Annotated in this window: 16 protein-coding genes; 6 read left to right on the forward strand and 10 right to left on the reverse strand. The window is 72.4% G+C overall.

The features are described 5' to 3' along the window. Positions 1–108: 108 nt before the first annotated feature. From AB0O21_RS21695 to AB0O21_RS21725, 7 genes are all read right to left on the reverse strand, one after another. The gene (locus AB0O21_RS21695) at positions 109–372 is read right to left on the reverse strand and encodes a DUF3099 domain-containing protein (RefSeq protein ID WP_365172834.1); all 264 of its coding nucleotides are present in this window, start codon (positions 370–372) and stop codon (positions 109–111) included. A gap of 115 nt (positions 373–487) precedes the next feature. Continuing rightward, complete coding sequence (locus tag AB0O21_RS21700; protein WP_329381595.1) at positions 488–778, reverse strand: DUF1416 domain-containing protein; 291 nt, start codon at positions 776–778, stop codon at positions 488–490. Positions 779–846: 68 nt separating this feature from the next. Next, a complete protein-coding gene (locus AB0O21_RS21705) occupies positions 847–1,692 on the reverse strand; it encodes a sulfurtransferase (RefSeq protein ID WP_365172835.1) in 846 nt (281 codons plus the stop codon). A 184-nt stretch (positions 1,693–1,876) separates the two neighbouring features. Beyond that, complete coding sequence (locus AB0O21_RS21710) at positions 1,877–1,966, reverse strand: Ms5788A family Cys-rich leader peptide (RefSeq protein WP_350875872.1); 90 nt, start codon at positions 1,964–1,966, stop codon at positions 1,877–1,879. 155 nt (positions 1,967–2,121) lie between these two features. Continuing rightward, positions 2,122–2,838, reverse strand: coding sequence for a DUF2993 domain-containing protein (locus AB0O21_RS21715; RefSeq protein ID WP_365172836.1), 717 nt, complete (start codon positions 2,836–2,838; stop codon positions 2,122–2,124). A gap of 63 nt (positions 2,839–2,901) precedes the next feature. Further along, entirely contained in the window at positions 2,902–4,098 is a 1,197-nt protein-coding gene (locus AB0O21_RS21720; protein ID WP_365172895.1) for a hypothetical protein, read from the reverse strand. A 727-nt stretch (positions 4,099–4,825) separates the two neighbouring features. After that, positions 4,826–5,080 carry a MoaD/ThiS family protein gene (locus tag AB0O21_RS21725; protein ID WP_365172837.1) on the reverse strand — a complete coding sequence of 85 codons (255 nt, stop codon included), beginning with the start codon at positions 5,078–5,080 and terminating at the stop codon, positions 4,826–4,828. 471 nt (positions 5,081–5,551) lie between these two features. Between AB0O21_RS21725 and AB0O21_RS21730 the strand changes: the two genes are divergently transcribed. Both AB0O21_RS21730 and AB0O21_RS21735 read left to right on the forward strand, forming a co-directional pair. Next, positions 5,552–6,367 (forward strand): response regulator transcription factor, encoded by an 816-nt coding sequence (locus AB0O21_RS21730; protein ID WP_365172838.1) that lies wholly within the window; start codon positions 5,552–5,554, stop codon positions 6,365–6,367. A gap of 24 nt (positions 6,368–6,391) precedes the next feature. After that, on the forward strand, positions 6,392–7,414 hold the full coding sequence (locus AB0O21_RS21735) for a LacI family DNA-binding transcriptional regulator (protein ID WP_365172840.1): 1,023 nt from the start codon (positions 6,392–6,394) through the stop codon (positions 7,412–7,414). Between the two features lie 60 nt (positions 7,415–7,474). Here the strand turns inward: AB0O21_RS21735 and AB0O21_RS21740 are convergent, their stop codons facing one another. Continuing rightward, positions 7,475–7,612: a hypothetical protein gene (locus AB0O21_RS21740; RefSeq protein ID WP_365172842.1), complete on the reverse strand. Its 138-nt coding sequence runs from the start codon at positions 7,610–7,612 to the stop codon at positions 7,475–7,477. 161 nt (positions 7,613–7,773) lie between these two features. On the opposite strand from AB0O21_RS21740, the gene AB0O21_RS21745 reads away from it, so the two are divergent. The 3 genes from AB0O21_RS21745 to AB0O21_RS21755 are packed head-to-tail and all read left to right on the forward strand — an operon-like array spanning position 7,774 to position 11,216. Next, a complete protein-coding gene (locus AB0O21_RS21745; RefSeq protein WP_365172843.1) occupies positions 7,774–9,003 on the forward strand; it encodes a trypsin-like peptidase domain-containing protein in 1,230 nt (409 codons plus the stop codon). A gap of 60 nt (positions 9,004–9,063) precedes the next feature. Next, positions 9,064–9,795: a response regulator transcription factor gene (locus AB0O21_RS21750; RefSeq protein WP_365172845.1), complete on the forward strand. Its 732-nt coding sequence runs from the start codon at positions 9,064–9,066 to the stop codon at positions 9,793–9,795. Further along, positions 9,792–11,216: a HAMP domain-containing sensor histidine kinase gene (locus tag AB0O21_RS21755; protein WP_365172846.1), complete on the forward strand. Its 1,425-nt coding sequence runs from the start codon at positions 9,792–9,794 to the stop codon at positions 11,214–11,216. Before AB0O21_RS21750 ends, AB0O21_RS21755 begins: the two co-directional genes overlap by 4 nt. Here the strand turns inward: AB0O21_RS21755 and AB0O21_RS21760 are convergent. Both AB0O21_RS21760 and AB0O21_RS21765 read right to left on the reverse strand, forming a co-directional pair. Beyond that, complete coding sequence (locus AB0O21_RS21760; RefSeq protein ID WP_365172896.1) at positions 11,196–12,056, reverse strand: phosphatidylinositol-specific phospholipase C; 861 nt, start codon at positions 12,054–12,056, stop codon at positions 11,196–11,198. The genes AB0O21_RS21755 and AB0O21_RS21760 overlap by 21 nt on opposite strands. Before the next feature lie 137 nt (positions 12,057–12,193). Next, entirely contained in the window at positions 12,194–12,763 is a 570-nt protein-coding gene (locus tag AB0O21_RS21765; RefSeq protein ID WP_365172848.1) for a helix-turn-helix domain-containing protein, read from the reverse strand. Between the two features lie 130 nt (positions 12,764–12,893). Here AB0O21_RS21765 and AB0O21_RS21770 point away from each other — a divergent pair, with 130 nt between their 5' ends. Continuing rightward, positions 12,894–13,679 carry an alpha/beta hydrolase gene (locus AB0O21_RS21770; protein WP_365172849.1) on the forward strand — a complete coding sequence of 262 codons (786 nt, stop codon included), beginning with the start codon at positions 12,894–12,896 and terminating at the stop codon, positions 13,677–13,679. Positions 13,680–13,774 lie beyond the last annotated feature (95 nt).

Genomic DNA, 13,774 nt, shown 5'->3' on the forward strand with positions numbered 1-13,774 from the left:
GTCCCCCCACAGGACTGGAGGCACGGGCTGAATTCCCGCGCGTAGCCATGACCCGTTCCAGGGGGGAGCGGTTGTATGAATGCCTATTACATTCTCATCTCGCCGCGTCTAGTCCTCGTGGCGCCGTTTCCCGTCCAGCTCGTCCCACCATTCGTCGGACTTCGGATCGCCCGAGGGGTCGTCCCACCACCGGTCGTCCGGCCCGCGCCGGTTCGCGATCACCGCGGCCACCGGCGGGATCACCATGGCGACCACGCACAGGGCCACCGCCGCCTCCACCGAGAGCAGGCGCACGAAGGACCAGGCGGAGACGAAGAGGAACAGGCATCCGCCCATGAGCAGGAAATAGATGCGCCGACGCCGCGCGTACATGCCTTCAGCGTAGAGCCGGACGGCAACAGCACGAAGGGCCGCACCCCGTCCAGTGGCGTCCAACCCCCTGGGGTGCGGCCCTTCGGCCGGTCGTTCAGTGCGCGAGCACGGTCGGTCAGACCGCGATCGCCACGTCCGTCACGCCGCCGGCCTCGGCGACCACGACAGCGCGGTCGGCCTTGGCACCCGGGACGAGCGCGCGCAGCGTCCAGGAGCCGGGGGCCGCGTAGAAGCGGAACTGGCCGGTGGCCGAGGTCGGGACCTCGGCGGTGAACTCGCCGGTCGAGTCCAGCAGGCGGACGTAGCCGGACACCGGCTCGCCACCCTGGGTGATCTGGCCCTGGATCGCGGTCTCACCGGGCTTCAGCGTCGCGAGGTCGGGCCCGCCGATCTGTGCTCCACACATGTTCTCTGTCCTGTCCTAGAGAGGTCGTACGTCTTACTGCGAGGGCGTCGCGTGCCCGCCGCCAGTGGTTACTTGTTGGCGCCGAGCTCGATCGGCACGCCGACGAGCGAGCCGTACTCGGTCCAGGAGCCGTCGTAGTTCTTGACGTTCTCCTGGCCCAGGAGCTCGTGCAGCACGAACCACGTGAGCGCGGAGCGCTCACCGATGCGGCAGTAGGCGATGGTGTCCTTCGCCAGGTCGACCTGCTCGGCCTGGTAGAGGGCGGTCAGCTCTTCGTCCGACTTGAAGGTGCCGTCGTCGTTGGCGTTCTTCGACCACGGGATGTTGCGGGCGCTCGGGATGTGACCCGGACGCTGCGACTGCTCCTGCGGGAGGTGGGCCGGGGCGAGCAGCTTGCCGGAGAACTCGTCGGGCGAGCGGACGTCCACCAGGTTCTTGGTGCCGATCGCGGCGACGGCGTCGTCGCGGAAGGCGCGGATCGAGGTGTCCTGGGCCTTGGCCTTGTACTCGGTGGCCGGGCGGTTCGGGACGTCCTTGCCGTCGACCAGGTCGCGGGAGTCGAGCTCCCACTTCTTGCGGCCGCCGTCGAGGAGGCGGACGTCCTGGTGGCCGTAGAGCTTGAAGTACCAGTACGCGTAGGACGCGAACCAGTTGTTGTTGCCGCCGTAGAGGACGACGGTGTCGTCGTTGGAGATGCCCTTGGCGGAGAGGAGCTTCTCGAAGCCCTCCTGGTCCACGAAGTCGCGGCGGACCGGGTCCTGGAGGTCCTGCTTCCAGTCGATCCGGACGGCGTTGGTGATGTGGTTCTTGTCGTACGCGGACGTGTCCTCGTCCACCTCGACGATGACGACGTTGGCGTCGTTCAGGTGGGCCTCGACCCAGTCGGCGTCTACGAGGACGTCGCTGCGGCTCATGGTGTTCTCCTCCGGGGCAGTGTGCGGCGGGGCGGTACGGGTACTGCGGTGCTGCTGCGCGCCTGCGGGTGCGCTCGAGAGCCTGAGCGGGGAGGCATCAGGGATCAGGAGGCGGGTGCGGTCACGCGGGAAGGGCCGGTCTGGCGGCCGTCGTCCGGTCGTACGGAGCGGGAGCGCTCACAAGTCACATGGATCGACAGAGCATGGCGGCGACGCGACACAGGTCTACTGCCCGTCGCTTCGTGAGGTCCGCCTGCTGATGCTTCATAGCCATGGATCGTAGGGACGAATCAGCCGCCCTGTCACCGGCGTGTCATATCCCGAGACAGGATGGTCCGTATATTGGGATGCGAGTCGCCCGATCGGCCGCTCCGCCGCCCCGGGGAGCCCTTGGCGGGCCCGCCCTTCTGCGGATCGGACCCCACCGTCTCACGATCCGGCCAGCACCACGTTCGTACCGCCGAGGGTGAGGTGCAGCCCGGCATCGTCCGTGGTGAGGGCGGTGAGCTGGAGCCCGGTCGGCAGGCCGGAGTCGAGACCGCGGTCGAAGTCCGTCCGCTTGCGGACCAGCCGTTCGAGGCCGGGGATGCCCTCGCCGGGCACCTCGTCGGCCCGCACCCGGACGATCTTGCCGCCCTTGCCGCCCTCCGCGTCCACCAGGGTGACGGTCGACACGACACTGCGGTTGAGGGTCCTGCCGAAAACGTCCACCGCCACGGTGACCCTCACCTTGCCCGGCGCCCCGCCGTAGGAGACGGTCGCGCCGGTCTGCGAGGCCGTCGTGAGGTCCGCGTACGAGATGAGGCCGGAGCCCTCGGCGCGCGCGGCGGTGCCGCCGCCGTAGTCCCCGTCGAGCTTCACCCCGCGGAAGCTCGCGTCGAGCTCCGCGAGGCGCGTCTTGCGGCCGTCCGCCATCACCTCGACGCCCCGCAGCTTCAGGTCCACCCGGTCCAGGTCGTGGCTGAGCGCCTGCGTCAGGAACGGGAACCCGTGGATGTCCACCTCTGAACTCCCGGCGAGCCCCCGCTGGGCCTGGATCTTCTCGGCCAGCCGGTTCTCGGCGTAGTTCACCGCCAACCGGTCCGCGCCGGCGAACAGGGCCCCCAGCAGCACTCCGATGATCATGACGACGCGCAGGATCCGCACGTGCCCCTCCCCTGGTATTCGGTACGTGCGACCTAGTTGACCATGCCCGTTGTCAGGGACGGATCAGCTCACCACCCGGCCGATCAGGTACACGGCGGGAGCCGCCACGGCGAGCGGCAGCGCGACGCCGGCCGTCATGTGCACGAACTTCGACGGGTAGTCGTACGCGGCGACGCGCAGCCCGACCAGGGCGCAGACCCCCGCCGCGAGCCCGACCAGGGCCCCGCCCGCGCCGACGTCGGTGAGCCCGCCGGCGACGAGGCCCGCACCGGCGGCCGCGGCCAGCGAGACGCCGACCGAGGGGGCGGTGGGCAGCGGCAGGGCGCGGGTGAACACGGCGACCGCGACGGCCAGCGCGCCCACGGACACGGCGGCCGTGTCGGCCGCGAGCCAGCCCGCGCAGACGATGGCGAGGGCGGCGGAGGCCACCGAGGCCATCAGGCCGTACATCCGCTCGTCGGGGTCCGCGTGGCTGCGCAGCTGGAGCACGAGGGTGATCAGCACCCACGCGCCGAGGGTGCCGATGATCGCGCCGGGGCCGTACGTGTCGTCCACGGCGAGCACGGCGGCGTCGGCGACGAGGGCTCCGGCGAAGGCGAGGGCGATGCCCTGGCGGGCCGGCCACATGCCGTTGAGCCGGAACCAGCCGGCCGCGGTGAGGCCCTGGAGGGCCACCAGCGGGACGAGGACGGCGTACTGGCCGAGGAAGGCGGCGAGGGCCATCAGCAGGCCGAGGCCGGCGGTCAGTATGGCCGACTGCGGGCCGGGGTCGATGATCGGCGACCGGCCCTCGGCGCGGGCCTGGGCTGGGTCGACGGCGCGCAGGGTGTTCCCGGCGAGGGTGGGCGGCGACCAGGCCGTGTCGCTTGCGGCGGGCTCGGCGGGGGTCTGCGCGGCGGGGCCGGAGCCCTGGCCCGGGACGGGCGGCAGGTAGGCCGTCTCGTCCGCCGCGGCGCCTGCCGGGCCGCCTGCGGCGGGCTCGGGGGCGGCCGCCTGCGGTGGCAGGTACGCCGTCTGCTCCGCGGCGGCCTCCGGCTGCTGCTCCGCCGGGCCCGGGTAGGGCGGCAGGTAGGCCGTCTCGGCTGCCGAGACGGGCGTTCCGGCGCCGCCCTGGGACCAGTCCGGGGCCGGAGCGGGGGCCGGGGCCTCGTCCCGGAACCAGCCCTCGGGCAAGGCAGCCTGCGGGGGCTCCTGGTAGGGCGGCAGGTACGCGGTCTCCTCGGCGGAGGCCTGCGCCTGCGGGCCGGGGTACGGGGGCAGGTACGCGGTCTCGGCCGCCGACGCCGGGGCCGGGACGGCGGCGTCCGGGCCCGGGTACGGCGGGAGGTACGCGGTCTCCGCCGCCGAGGCAGGTGCGGGGGCCTGCGGGGACGCGTACGCGGGGCTCGCGGCCTGGGACCACTCCGGCGCGGGGGCCGGCGCGGGCACCTCGTCCCGGAACCAGCCCTCGGGGGCGGCCGCCTGCTGCGGCTGCGCCGGGGCCTGCTGGTACGGGACCGGCTCCTGGCCCTGCTGCGCCGGGTACGACGGATAGGCCTCGGCAGCCGGGTTCCCGGGCCACGGGGCGCCCGCTCCGGGGGTGCCGGAGCCGTCAGGCCAGGGGGCACCGGCCTGCGCGGAAGCCGGGCCCGGGGCCGGCACTCCTGCGCCGCCGGATCCGTCCGGCCAGGGGGCACCCGCCTGCGCGGAAGCCGGAACCTGGTGCGGCGCTCCGGTGCCGGGGGCATCCGGCCAGGGGGCGCCGGACGGGGCCTGGCCCGGGACGGCCGCGCTCTCGCCGGCGGAGCCGGCCTGGGCCTCGTCGCGGAACCAGCCCTCCGGGGCCACGGGCTGGCCCGGGACGGCGCCCAGCGGGGGCTGCACCGGCTGGTAGCCGGTGTCCCACGTGTCGGACTGCCAGGTCTGGGTCCCGTACGGGTCCTGGTGCTGCTGGTGCTGGGGCTGCTGGGGCTGCTGCTGTTCCTCGGGGGTGCTCATCGGTTTCCGCTCACCCGCCCGCGAACGGCGGGAGCACCTCTACGGTGCCCCCCTCGGTCAGCAGGACGGCATCGTGCGGGCGCTTGCCCACGGGCTCGTCGTTCACGAGGAAGGAGCAGCGCAGCAGGACCCGGGTCAGCTCCCCGGGGTGGCGTTCCCGCACGGCGTCGAGCGCCTCGGCCAGTGTGCGCGCCGAGTACGGCTCCTCCGCCTTCCCGGCCGCGGCCTTGGCCGCCGCCCAGTAGCGGATGGTTCCGGTTGCCACTGCAGCTCCTATCGTCGGCTCTCTACCGTCGGCCTCCATGATGGCCCCTCGGGCGCCCGACCCCCGCGTGCTTCCGCGCGCCCCGGGTGCGCCCGGTCGGCCCCGTCGCACCGCTCGGCGGGCCCCCGATCCGGTGAAACCGGGGCATACGCAGGGCGCGGGCGTGGCAGGAACCACAGAATCGGAAGCGGAAGAGGCCTCGGCCCGGAAAGGGCCGGTGGGCTATTCTGGCGGCGAGAGGATCCGGGCAACGTTGCCCCCGGGTCCTTTTGTGCTTTCAGCACGTTGAACGAAGCGGGAACACTGGCCGTCCCCGAAGGCCCCAGGGCGCGGGGCCGCGAGGACGCCGGCGGGACCGAGCACGACACCGTACGAAGCAGAACACGCACGTCCTCGACGGGACCGAGGAGGAACCGACGTGATGGACCAGCGATCCGTGCACCACCGTCCGACCCGGGCAGGTGGTCGGGCATGAGCTCTCTCCTGCTGCTCACCAACGCCCTGCAGCCGTCGACCGAGGTGCTGCCCGCCCTCGGCCTGCTCCTCCACAACGTCCGGGTGGCCCCGGCCGAGGGCCCGGCGCTCGTGGACACCCCGGGCGCCGACGTGATCCTCGTGGACGGCCGCCGCGACCTCCCGCAGGTGCGGTCGCTGTGCCAGCTGCTCCGCTCCACCGGGCCGGGCTGTCCGCTGATCCTCGTCGTGACCGAGGGCGGCCTGGCCGCCGTCACCGCCGACTGGGGCATCGACGACGTACTGCTGGACACCGCGGGCCCCGCCGAGGTCGAGGCCCGGCTGCGGCTGGCCACCGGCCGTCAGCAGCTGGGCTCGGACGACTCCCCGATGGAGATCCGCAACGGCGACCTGTCGGTCGACGAGGCCACGTACTCGGCGAAGCTGAAGGGGCGGGTCCTGGACCTGACCTTCAAGGAGTTCGAGCTGCTCAAGTACCTCGCGCAGCACCCGGGCCGGGTCTTCACCCGCGCGCAGCTGCTCCAGGAGGTCTGGGGCTACGACTACTTCGGCGGCACCCGCACGGTCGACGTGCACGTCCGGCGCCTGCGCGCGAAACTCGGCCCCGAGCACGAGTCGCTGATCGGTACGGTCCGTAACGTCGGCTACCGCTTCGTCACGCCTGAGAAGGTGGAGCGGGCGGCGGCGGAGGCCGCGGCCCAGGCCGCCGCGAAGGCCGCCGCGCAGGCTTCCGCGCAGGCCTCTTCGGCCGTCACCCGGTCGGCCGAAGAGGCTGTGAGCATCCACTCGGCAGGACGCCCTGCCCAGAGGTAGGTCACCCCGCGTAGACTCCGGCGTGTGGCCAAGGTGACGCGGGATGACGTGGCACGACTTGCGGGTACGTCTACCGCCGTCGTGAGCTACGTCATCAACAACGGACCCCGGCCGGTTGCCCCGGCCACGCGCGAGCGTGTCCTCGCCGCGATCAAGGACCTGGGCTACCGCCCGGACCGGGTCGCCCAGGCGATGGCCTCGCGGCGCACCGACCTCATAGGCATGATCGTCCCCGACGCGCGCCAGCCGTTCTTCGCGGAGATGGCGCACGCGGTCGAACAGGCCGCAGCCGACCGCGGAAAGATGGTGCTGGTCGGCAACTCCGACTACCGCACCGAGCGCGAGGTCCACTACCTGCGGGCCTTCCTCGGGATGCGGGTCTCGGGCCTGATCCTGGTCAGCCAGGGCATGAGCGAGCAGGCCGCCTCCGAGATCGAGGCCTGGGACGCCCGGGTGGTGCTGCTCCACGAGCGCCCCGAGGCCATCGACGACGTCGCCGTCATCACGGACGACATCGGCGGGGCCCAGATGGCGACCCGGCACCTGCTGGAGCACGGCCACGCGTACGTCGCCTGCATCGGCGGGGTCGAGAACACCCCGTCGGTCGGCGACCCGGTGGCCGACCACGTCGAGGGCTGGCGCCGGGCCATGCTGGAGTCCGGCCGCTCCACCGAAGGACGCCTCATCGAGGCCCCGTACAACCGCTACGACGCGTACAAGGTGGCCCTGGAGGTCCTGGCCCGGCCGGACCGCCCGACGGCGATCTTCTGCGCCACCGACGACCAGGCCATCGGCGTGCTCCGGGCCGCGCGCGAGCTGCGCATCGACGTACCCGGGGAACTGGCCGTGGCCGGCTTCGACGACGTCAAGGAGGCGGCCCTCACTGACCCGCCCCTGACCACCATCGCCTCCGACCGCCCGGCGATGGCCCGCGCGGCCGTGGACCTCGTCCTGGACGACTCCGTACGCGTGTCGGGCTCCCGGCGCGAGCGGCTGAAGCAGTTCCCGTCGGCCCTGGTCATCCGCCGCTCCTGCGGCTGCCGTTAGCCGTCCGGCGGTCTGGCCCGAAGACCGGGGGTCTGCCCCGCATCCCGCTCCTCATTCGCTTCAGTACACGAGGAGCACCGCCAGGACCGGGAGGACCAGCAGGACGAAGATGGCGGCAATGGTCGCCGTCCAGGCCAGCAGGATCTTGCCGACGACCAGGAGGGCCCTGGCGAAGCCGTTCAGCACGCTGCGCAGCACCTCGGCCCCTCTTCTCGCACCGAACACGTTTATTGAACGCGTTCAACATACCGGAGGCCGAGGGTCCGCGAAAGCGCACTTATATCGGGCATACACGGTTCTGTCGGGCTTCTCAGGCCAGACTCAGGAAGCTCTCATCATCGGCGCCCAGAGTCGTAGCCATGACCGAGAGCTTCCGCCGCGAAGGCGAGTACCCCCAGGAACACCGCCCCCAGCAGCCCGCCCCCTTCGGCGAGGACTGGCAGCGCGGACGTGACCGGCTCGCCCAGGAGGCGGCCTACCCGCCGCCGCCCGCCTACCCGCCCGCCGCACCCGGCTGGCACGAGGCGCACCAGCCCCCGGTGATCCAGGGCGAGACCGTCCCGGCGGCCACCGGCTCCGGCGGCTCCGGCTCCGGCGGCTCCGGCTCCGGCGGCTGGGGCACCTGGGGCGCCGCCCCGCACGGGCCCGCCCACGCGGCCGCCCCCGCGCCCCGCGCCAAGAAACCCGTCGCGCTGCTGGCCGCCGTGGCGCTCGCCGCGGCCGTGATCGGCGGCGGCACCGCGGCCGCGGTCCAGCAGCTGATGGCCCAACAGAACGGCACCGGCGGCGGGGTCAACGGCACCAACGTCTCGCAGTCCGGCAACGGCACCGTCTCCGGCGTCGCCGAGCAGGTCAGCCCCTCCGTGGTCCGCATCGACACCCGCACCTCCTCCGGCCAGGGCACCGGCTCCGGGATCGTCGTCACCTCCGGCGGCGAGGTCGTCACCAACAACCACGTCGTTGCCGGCGCCTCCGAGATCGAGGTGACGATGAGCGACGGCAAGAAGTACAAGGCCAAGATCGTCGGCACCGACCCCGACAAGGACCTGGCCCTCATCAAGCTCGAGGGCGCGAGCGGCCTCAAGGCCGCCACGCTCGGCAACTCCGACAACGTCAAGGTCGGCGACGAGGTCGTCGCCATCGGCTCCCCCGACCGCCTCACCGGCACCGTCACCAGCGGCATCGTCTCCGCGCTCAACCGCGACGTGACCGTGGACAAGTCCGAGCAGCGCCAGTCCCCCCGGCAGGACACCGGCGGCTGGCCGTTCTCCTTCGGCGGTCAGCAGTTCAACGGCAAGACCAGCTCGGACACCACCACCTACAAGGCCATCCAGACCGACGCCTCCCTCAACCCGGGCAACTCCGGCGGCGCCCTCGTCAACATGAACGGCGAGATCGTGGGCATGCCCTCCGCGATCTACTCCCCCTCCAACGGCAACTCCACCGCCGGCAGCGTCGGCCTCGGATTCGCCATCCCGGTCAACACGATCAAGGCCGACCTGGACTCCCTGCGCAAGGGCGGCCCGGGCGGCACCGGCTCGACCGACAGCGGCGGCAGCGCCACCAACGGCTACGGCACCTCCTATTAGCCCGCCGTGCGAGGCTGGGAGACGCCCGCCCGCACCGAACACCACCACCCAGGGGGACAAATGAATCCCGCCGAAGGCGAAGCGCGGATCCTCGTCGTCGACGACGAGCCCGCCGTACGCGAGGCCCTGCGCCGCAGCCTCGCCTTCGAGGGGTACGACGTGCAGACGGCCGTCGACGGGCTCGACGCCCTCGACAAGACGGCCTCGTACGCCCCCGACCTGATCGTCCTGGACATCCAGATGCCCCGGATGGACGGGCTGACGGCGGCCCGCCGGCTGCGCTCCTCCGGCAGTGTCACCCCGATCCTGATGCTCACCGCCCGGGACACCGTCGGCGACCGCGTCACCGGCCTCGACGCGGGCGCCGACGACTACCTCGTCAAGCCGTTCGAGCTCGACGAGCTGTTCGCCCGCGTCCGCGCGCTGCTGCGCCGCAGCTCGTACGCCGCCCCGCGCCCCGGCGAAGGGGCGCCTGAGGACGCGCTGGCCTTCGGCGACCTGCGCATGGACCTCGCGACCCGCGAGGTCACCCGGGGCGGGCGGCCGGTGGAGCTGACGCGTACCGAGTTCACGCTGCTGGAGATGTTCCTGGCGCACCCGCGCCAGGTCCTGACCCGGGAGCAGATCCTCAAGACCGTCTGGGGCTTCGACTTCGAGCCCAGCTCCAACTCCCTGGACGTGTACGTGATGTACCTGCGCCGCAAGACCGAGGCCGGCGGCGAACCCCGCGTGGTCCACACCGTGCGCGGCGTGGGCTACGTACTGCGCGCCGGCGAGAGCGGGCCCGAGTGAGCCCGGTCGCCAGATTCCGCGCGCTCCCGCTGCGCTCGCGCCTCGCGCTGCTGGTGGCCACCGCGGTGGCGGTGGCCGTCGCGGCGGTGGCCGCGGTGTCGTGGGTGATGGTGCGCGGCCAGCTGCGCGACCAGCTCGACAGCTCGCTGCGCGCCACCAACGCCGAGGCCCAGGCCAACCAGGTGTACCGGGCGATCGGCTGCAAGCCGGGCGGTGCGCTGCCGGACCGGCCCGCCAACAACCTCAGCGCGCAGGTCCAGATCGTGCTGGCCGACGGCTCGCACTGCTGGATCGACGGCAAGAACACCCTGCAGGTCACCAGTGCCGACCTGGAGGTCGCCCAGCGTCGCAGCGGCGACGTCCTGTACGACTCGACCACCTCCGACGGGGTCCCGATCCGCGTCTACTCCCAGCGCGCCCTGGTCGACCAGCAGCCTGCCGCACTGGTCGTGGCCAAGCCCCTCGCCGACGTCGACAAGCCGCTGTCCACCCTGGCCTGGGTGCTGCTCCTCGTCTCCGGAATCGGAGTCGTCGGCGCGGGCGCGGCCGGCCTGTGGGTGGCCCGTACGGGACTCCAGCCCGTCGACGAACTCACCGACGCCGTAGAGCACATCGCCCGTACCGAGGACCTCACCGTCCGCATCCCCGACGAGGGCGACGACGAGATCGCCCGCCTGTCGCGGTCCTTCAACTCGATGACCGCGGCCCTCGCCTCCTCCCAGGAGCGGCAGGCCCAGCTGATCGCGGACGCCGGACACGAGCTGCGCACCCCGCTCACCTCGCTGCGCACCAACATCGAGCTCCTCGCCCGCAGCGAGGAGACGGGCCGGGCCATCCCGCCCGAGGACCGCAAGGACCTGCTGGCCTCGGTGAAGGCGCAGATGACGGAGCTCGCCTCACTGATCGGCGACCTCCAGGAGCTGTCCCGGCCGGACGCCGGGGCCGGAAGCCCGCTCCAGGTGGTGGCCCTGCACGAGATCGCGGACGCGGCCCTGTCCCGGGCCCGGCTGCGCGGTCCCGAGCTGGATTTCACCTCCTCCCTGGAGCCCTGGTACGTACGGGGCGAGGCGGCGGCGCTGGAACGGGCCGTGGTCAATATCCTGGACAACGCCGTGAAGTTCAGCCCGCCGGGCGGCGCGGTCGAGGTGACGCTGCGGGCGGGCGAGCTGACCGTACGGGACCACGGGCCCGGCATCCCGGCCGAGGAGCTCCCGCACGTCTTCGAGCGGTTCTGGCGCTCCCCGTCGGCCCGCGCCCTGCCCGGCAGCGGGCTCGGCCTGTCGATCGTGGCCCGTACGGCGGCACGCGCGGGCGGCAGCGCCGAGCTGCGGGCGGCGGCCGACGGCGGCCCGGGCACGGAGGCGCTGCTGCGCATCCCGGGGGCGCCGGCCCCGCCGCCGTCAGTTGTGCCGGATCAGTGAGGCCACCAGGCCGGACCGGGTGTTGGGGAAGTCCATCGGGACGATCCCGAGCCCGGTGCGGCCGGCCATCTCCCCGCCGTCGACGAAGGCGTGCACCTGGGGGTTGAGCCGGTCGGAGTTCCAGCGCGGGGGCATGTAGGCCGAGGTGCTGGTGTAGTTCACGAAGAGCTTTCCGGGCTGCTGGACGGCCTTGCGGAAGTGGTTCTCGATCTTGCCGCGCTTGGCGAAGGGCTCGGCGTTCCAGTCGTCCTGGATGTCGAAGACGTTCCCGTCCCCGTAGCGCATGCCCGGCAGCCCGCCGTTGTCGGCGAGCAGGACCACCTTCCCGCGGGCCTGCCCCAGGTTCGGCAGCGCATCGGCGATCCGGAAGATCGGGCGCCACCCGCGACGATCGAGGTAGTCGTCGAAGACAGCGCGGAACGTCGCGTCGCTGTCGGTCGAGTACTCCTGCTTGAGCCGCATCAGAACGGTCTCGGACGGATGGGCGGCGAGGAAGTTCGCACAGGCCACCAGCACATCCCCGAACATCAGGCCCTGATAGAAGGACCCGTGGTGGATGGCGAACGATCCGCCCGTCACCCGGCAGCGGACGTCGAGGAAGCGAATGCCGGAGTCGAGCTGCTCGGCGATCGAGGTGTTCTGGCAGGCCACGTAGAGCCCGCCCTGGCGTGCGCCCGAGTCGTGCGTGCCGGGGATGGTCATCCGCTGCAGGGCAGTGGCGTCGGACAGGCCGGCCATCCAGTCCTGGGTGCCGAGGGCCGCAGCCGCCGCGGGCGGTGCGCCGAGCCCGACGGCGATTCCCGTAGCCAGTGCTCCGACCAGAAACGCCCGTCGCTCCATGCCCATGCCCGCCCCTTTGCCGACCCGATGGTGGGCAGATTATGGCGTGCGCACGTCAATTCCACTACCCACGGGTAGGCAACGCCCGCAGGTCCCGGCGGAGCCGGCCACCCCCGACCCGCCCCGGGAGAAGCGGCCTACCCCTCCAGCAACTCCGCCATGCGGCGCAGCCCCGCCGCGAGTTCGCGGCCGTTCGGCGCCTGCTCCGGATCGGTCAGGCACTGCACCATCACGCCGCTGAGCAGCGCGATGTGCAGCGAGCCCAGGGACCGTACGTCCTCCTCGGCGACCTCCTCCACGGGCACTCCGGCCAGCCCGGCGGCCACCATGCGCCGATTGTGGCGCTGCCCCTCCGCCAGGATCGCGAGCAGCTCCGGCTGGGACTGCGCGTGGACGAAGGCCTCGACGGAGGCGGTCCACAGCCAGCGCATCTCGCCGAAGTCCCGGATCTTGCGGTCCCAGGTGTCGGCGTACCGCTCCTCAGCGGTGTCCCCCTGCCCGAGGAGCCGCCCCGACCCGGCGGCCCACTCCGCCATGGCGTCGAAGAGCGCCTGGTTGAGCAGGGCGTCGCGCGATCCGAAGTGGTAGCCGATCGCGGCCATGCTCACGTTCGAGGCCGTGGCGATATCGCGCACGGTCGTGCGCAGATACCCCTTCTCCTCCAGGCAGCGCCGGGCTCCGGCCAGCAGGTCCTCGCGATTTCCCATGCCGGGATCGTAGCCGCGCCACCGACTTGGGCAAGCGCGCTAAACGAACGTATTGCGCAGACGCCCAAACGCTGGCAGGCTTCAGCCATCGGAAGTTCCACGGAAGACGGATCCACGGGAGGCACCAGCCGTGCGCCACGAGCTGAAGATCGACGACCGCACCCTCTCCTACCTGGACTTCGGCGGCACCGGCCGTCCGCTGCTCGCCCTGCACGGCGGCATGTCCGAAGGCGGCGCCTTCATCGGGCTCGCCGAGGCCCTCGGCGAGGAGTGGCGGGTCATCGCCCCCGACCAGCGCGGCCACGGCGACTCCGACCGGGCCCCCGACTACACCCGCGAGGGATACGTCGCCGACGCCGTCGCCCTGCTCGACCACCTCGGCCTGCAGGAGCCGGTGGCCGTCCTCGGCTACAGCCTCGGCGGGCTCAACGCCCTCCACCTGGCCGCCGCCCACCCCGACCGGGTCAGCGCGCTCATCGACGTCGACGCCACGGTGCAGGTCCACCCCGCCGAGTCCGACTGGTTCGGCTTCCTGAACGGCATGCTCTACACCGCCGCCACCGCCGAGGAACTCCTCACCGCCGCCGGACCGGTCGGCTCCCAGATCGTCGGGCAGGCACTGCGCCCGCTCACCGACGGGACGGGCTGGCGCCTGCCGTTCCACCCGCAGGACCAGCTCGACTCGATCGAAGGCTGCCGCGGCGACCACTGGGACGCCTGGCTCGCGAGCGACTGCCCGGCGCTGCTCATCCACGGCACCCGCAGCGCGGCGCTCCCGCAGGAGGTGGCCGACGCGATGGCCACCCGGCGGCCGGGGACCTCGTACGCACCCTTGGACGGCGACCACTTCGTGCCTTTCCAAGACCCGCAGGGGTTCAACGAGGCCGTACGCAAGTTCCTCGCCGGCCTCGGGTAGACAGGGTAGGCCGAGCGGGTGGTGACCGGCCGCGTCCACGGCGATGAGTCCGGCTCCCCCCGGCAGTCTCCACAGTTGTGGACACCGACATCCGG

Source organism: Streptomyces sp. NPDC091371 (genome assembly GCF_040684275.1).
Lineage (GTDB): Bacteria > Actinomycetota > Actinomycetes > Streptomycetales > Streptomycetaceae > Streptomyces.

What these genes read in the sequence shown, in the direction of transcription:
- AB0O21_RS21695 (WP_365172834.1), bottom strand. Translation starts at nt 372, where the DNA reads ATGTACGCGCGGCGTCGGCGCATCTATTTCCTGCTCATGGGCGGATGC.
- AB0O21_RS21700 (WP_329381595.1), bottom strand. Translation starts at nt 778, where the DNA reads ATGTGTGGAGCACAGATCGGCGGGCCCGACCTCGCGACGCTGAAGCCC.
- AB0O21_RS21705 (WP_365172835.1), bottom strand. Translation starts at nt 1,692, where the DNA reads ATGAGCCGCAGCGACGTCCTCGTAGACGCCGACTGGGTCGAGGCCCAC.
- AB0O21_RS21710 (WP_350875872.1), bottom strand. Translation starts at nt 1,966, where the DNA reads ATGGCTATGAAGCATCAGCAGGCGGACCTCACGAAGCGACGGGCAGTA.
- AB0O21_RS21730 (WP_365172838.1), top strand. Translation starts at nt 5,552, where the DNA reads ATGAGCTCTCTCCTGCTGCTCACCAACGCCCTGCAGCCGTCGACCGAG.
- AB0O21_RS21745 (WP_365172843.1), top strand. Translation starts at nt 7,774, where the DNA reads ATGACCGAGAGCTTCCGCCGCGAAGGCGAGTACCCCCAGGAACACCGC.
- AB0O21_RS21750 (WP_365172845.1), top strand. Translation starts at nt 9,064, where the DNA reads ATGAATCCCGCCGAAGGCGAAGCGCGGATCCTCGTCGTCGACGACGAG.
- AB0O21_RS21760 (WP_365172896.1), bottom strand. Translation starts at nt 12,056, where the DNA reads ATGGAGCGACGGGCGTTTCTGGTCGGAGCACTGGCTACGGGAATCGCC.
- AB0O21_RS21765 (WP_365172848.1), bottom strand. Translation starts at nt 12,763, where the DNA reads ATGGGAAATCGCGAGGACCTGCTGGCCGGAGCCCGGCGCTGCCTGGAG.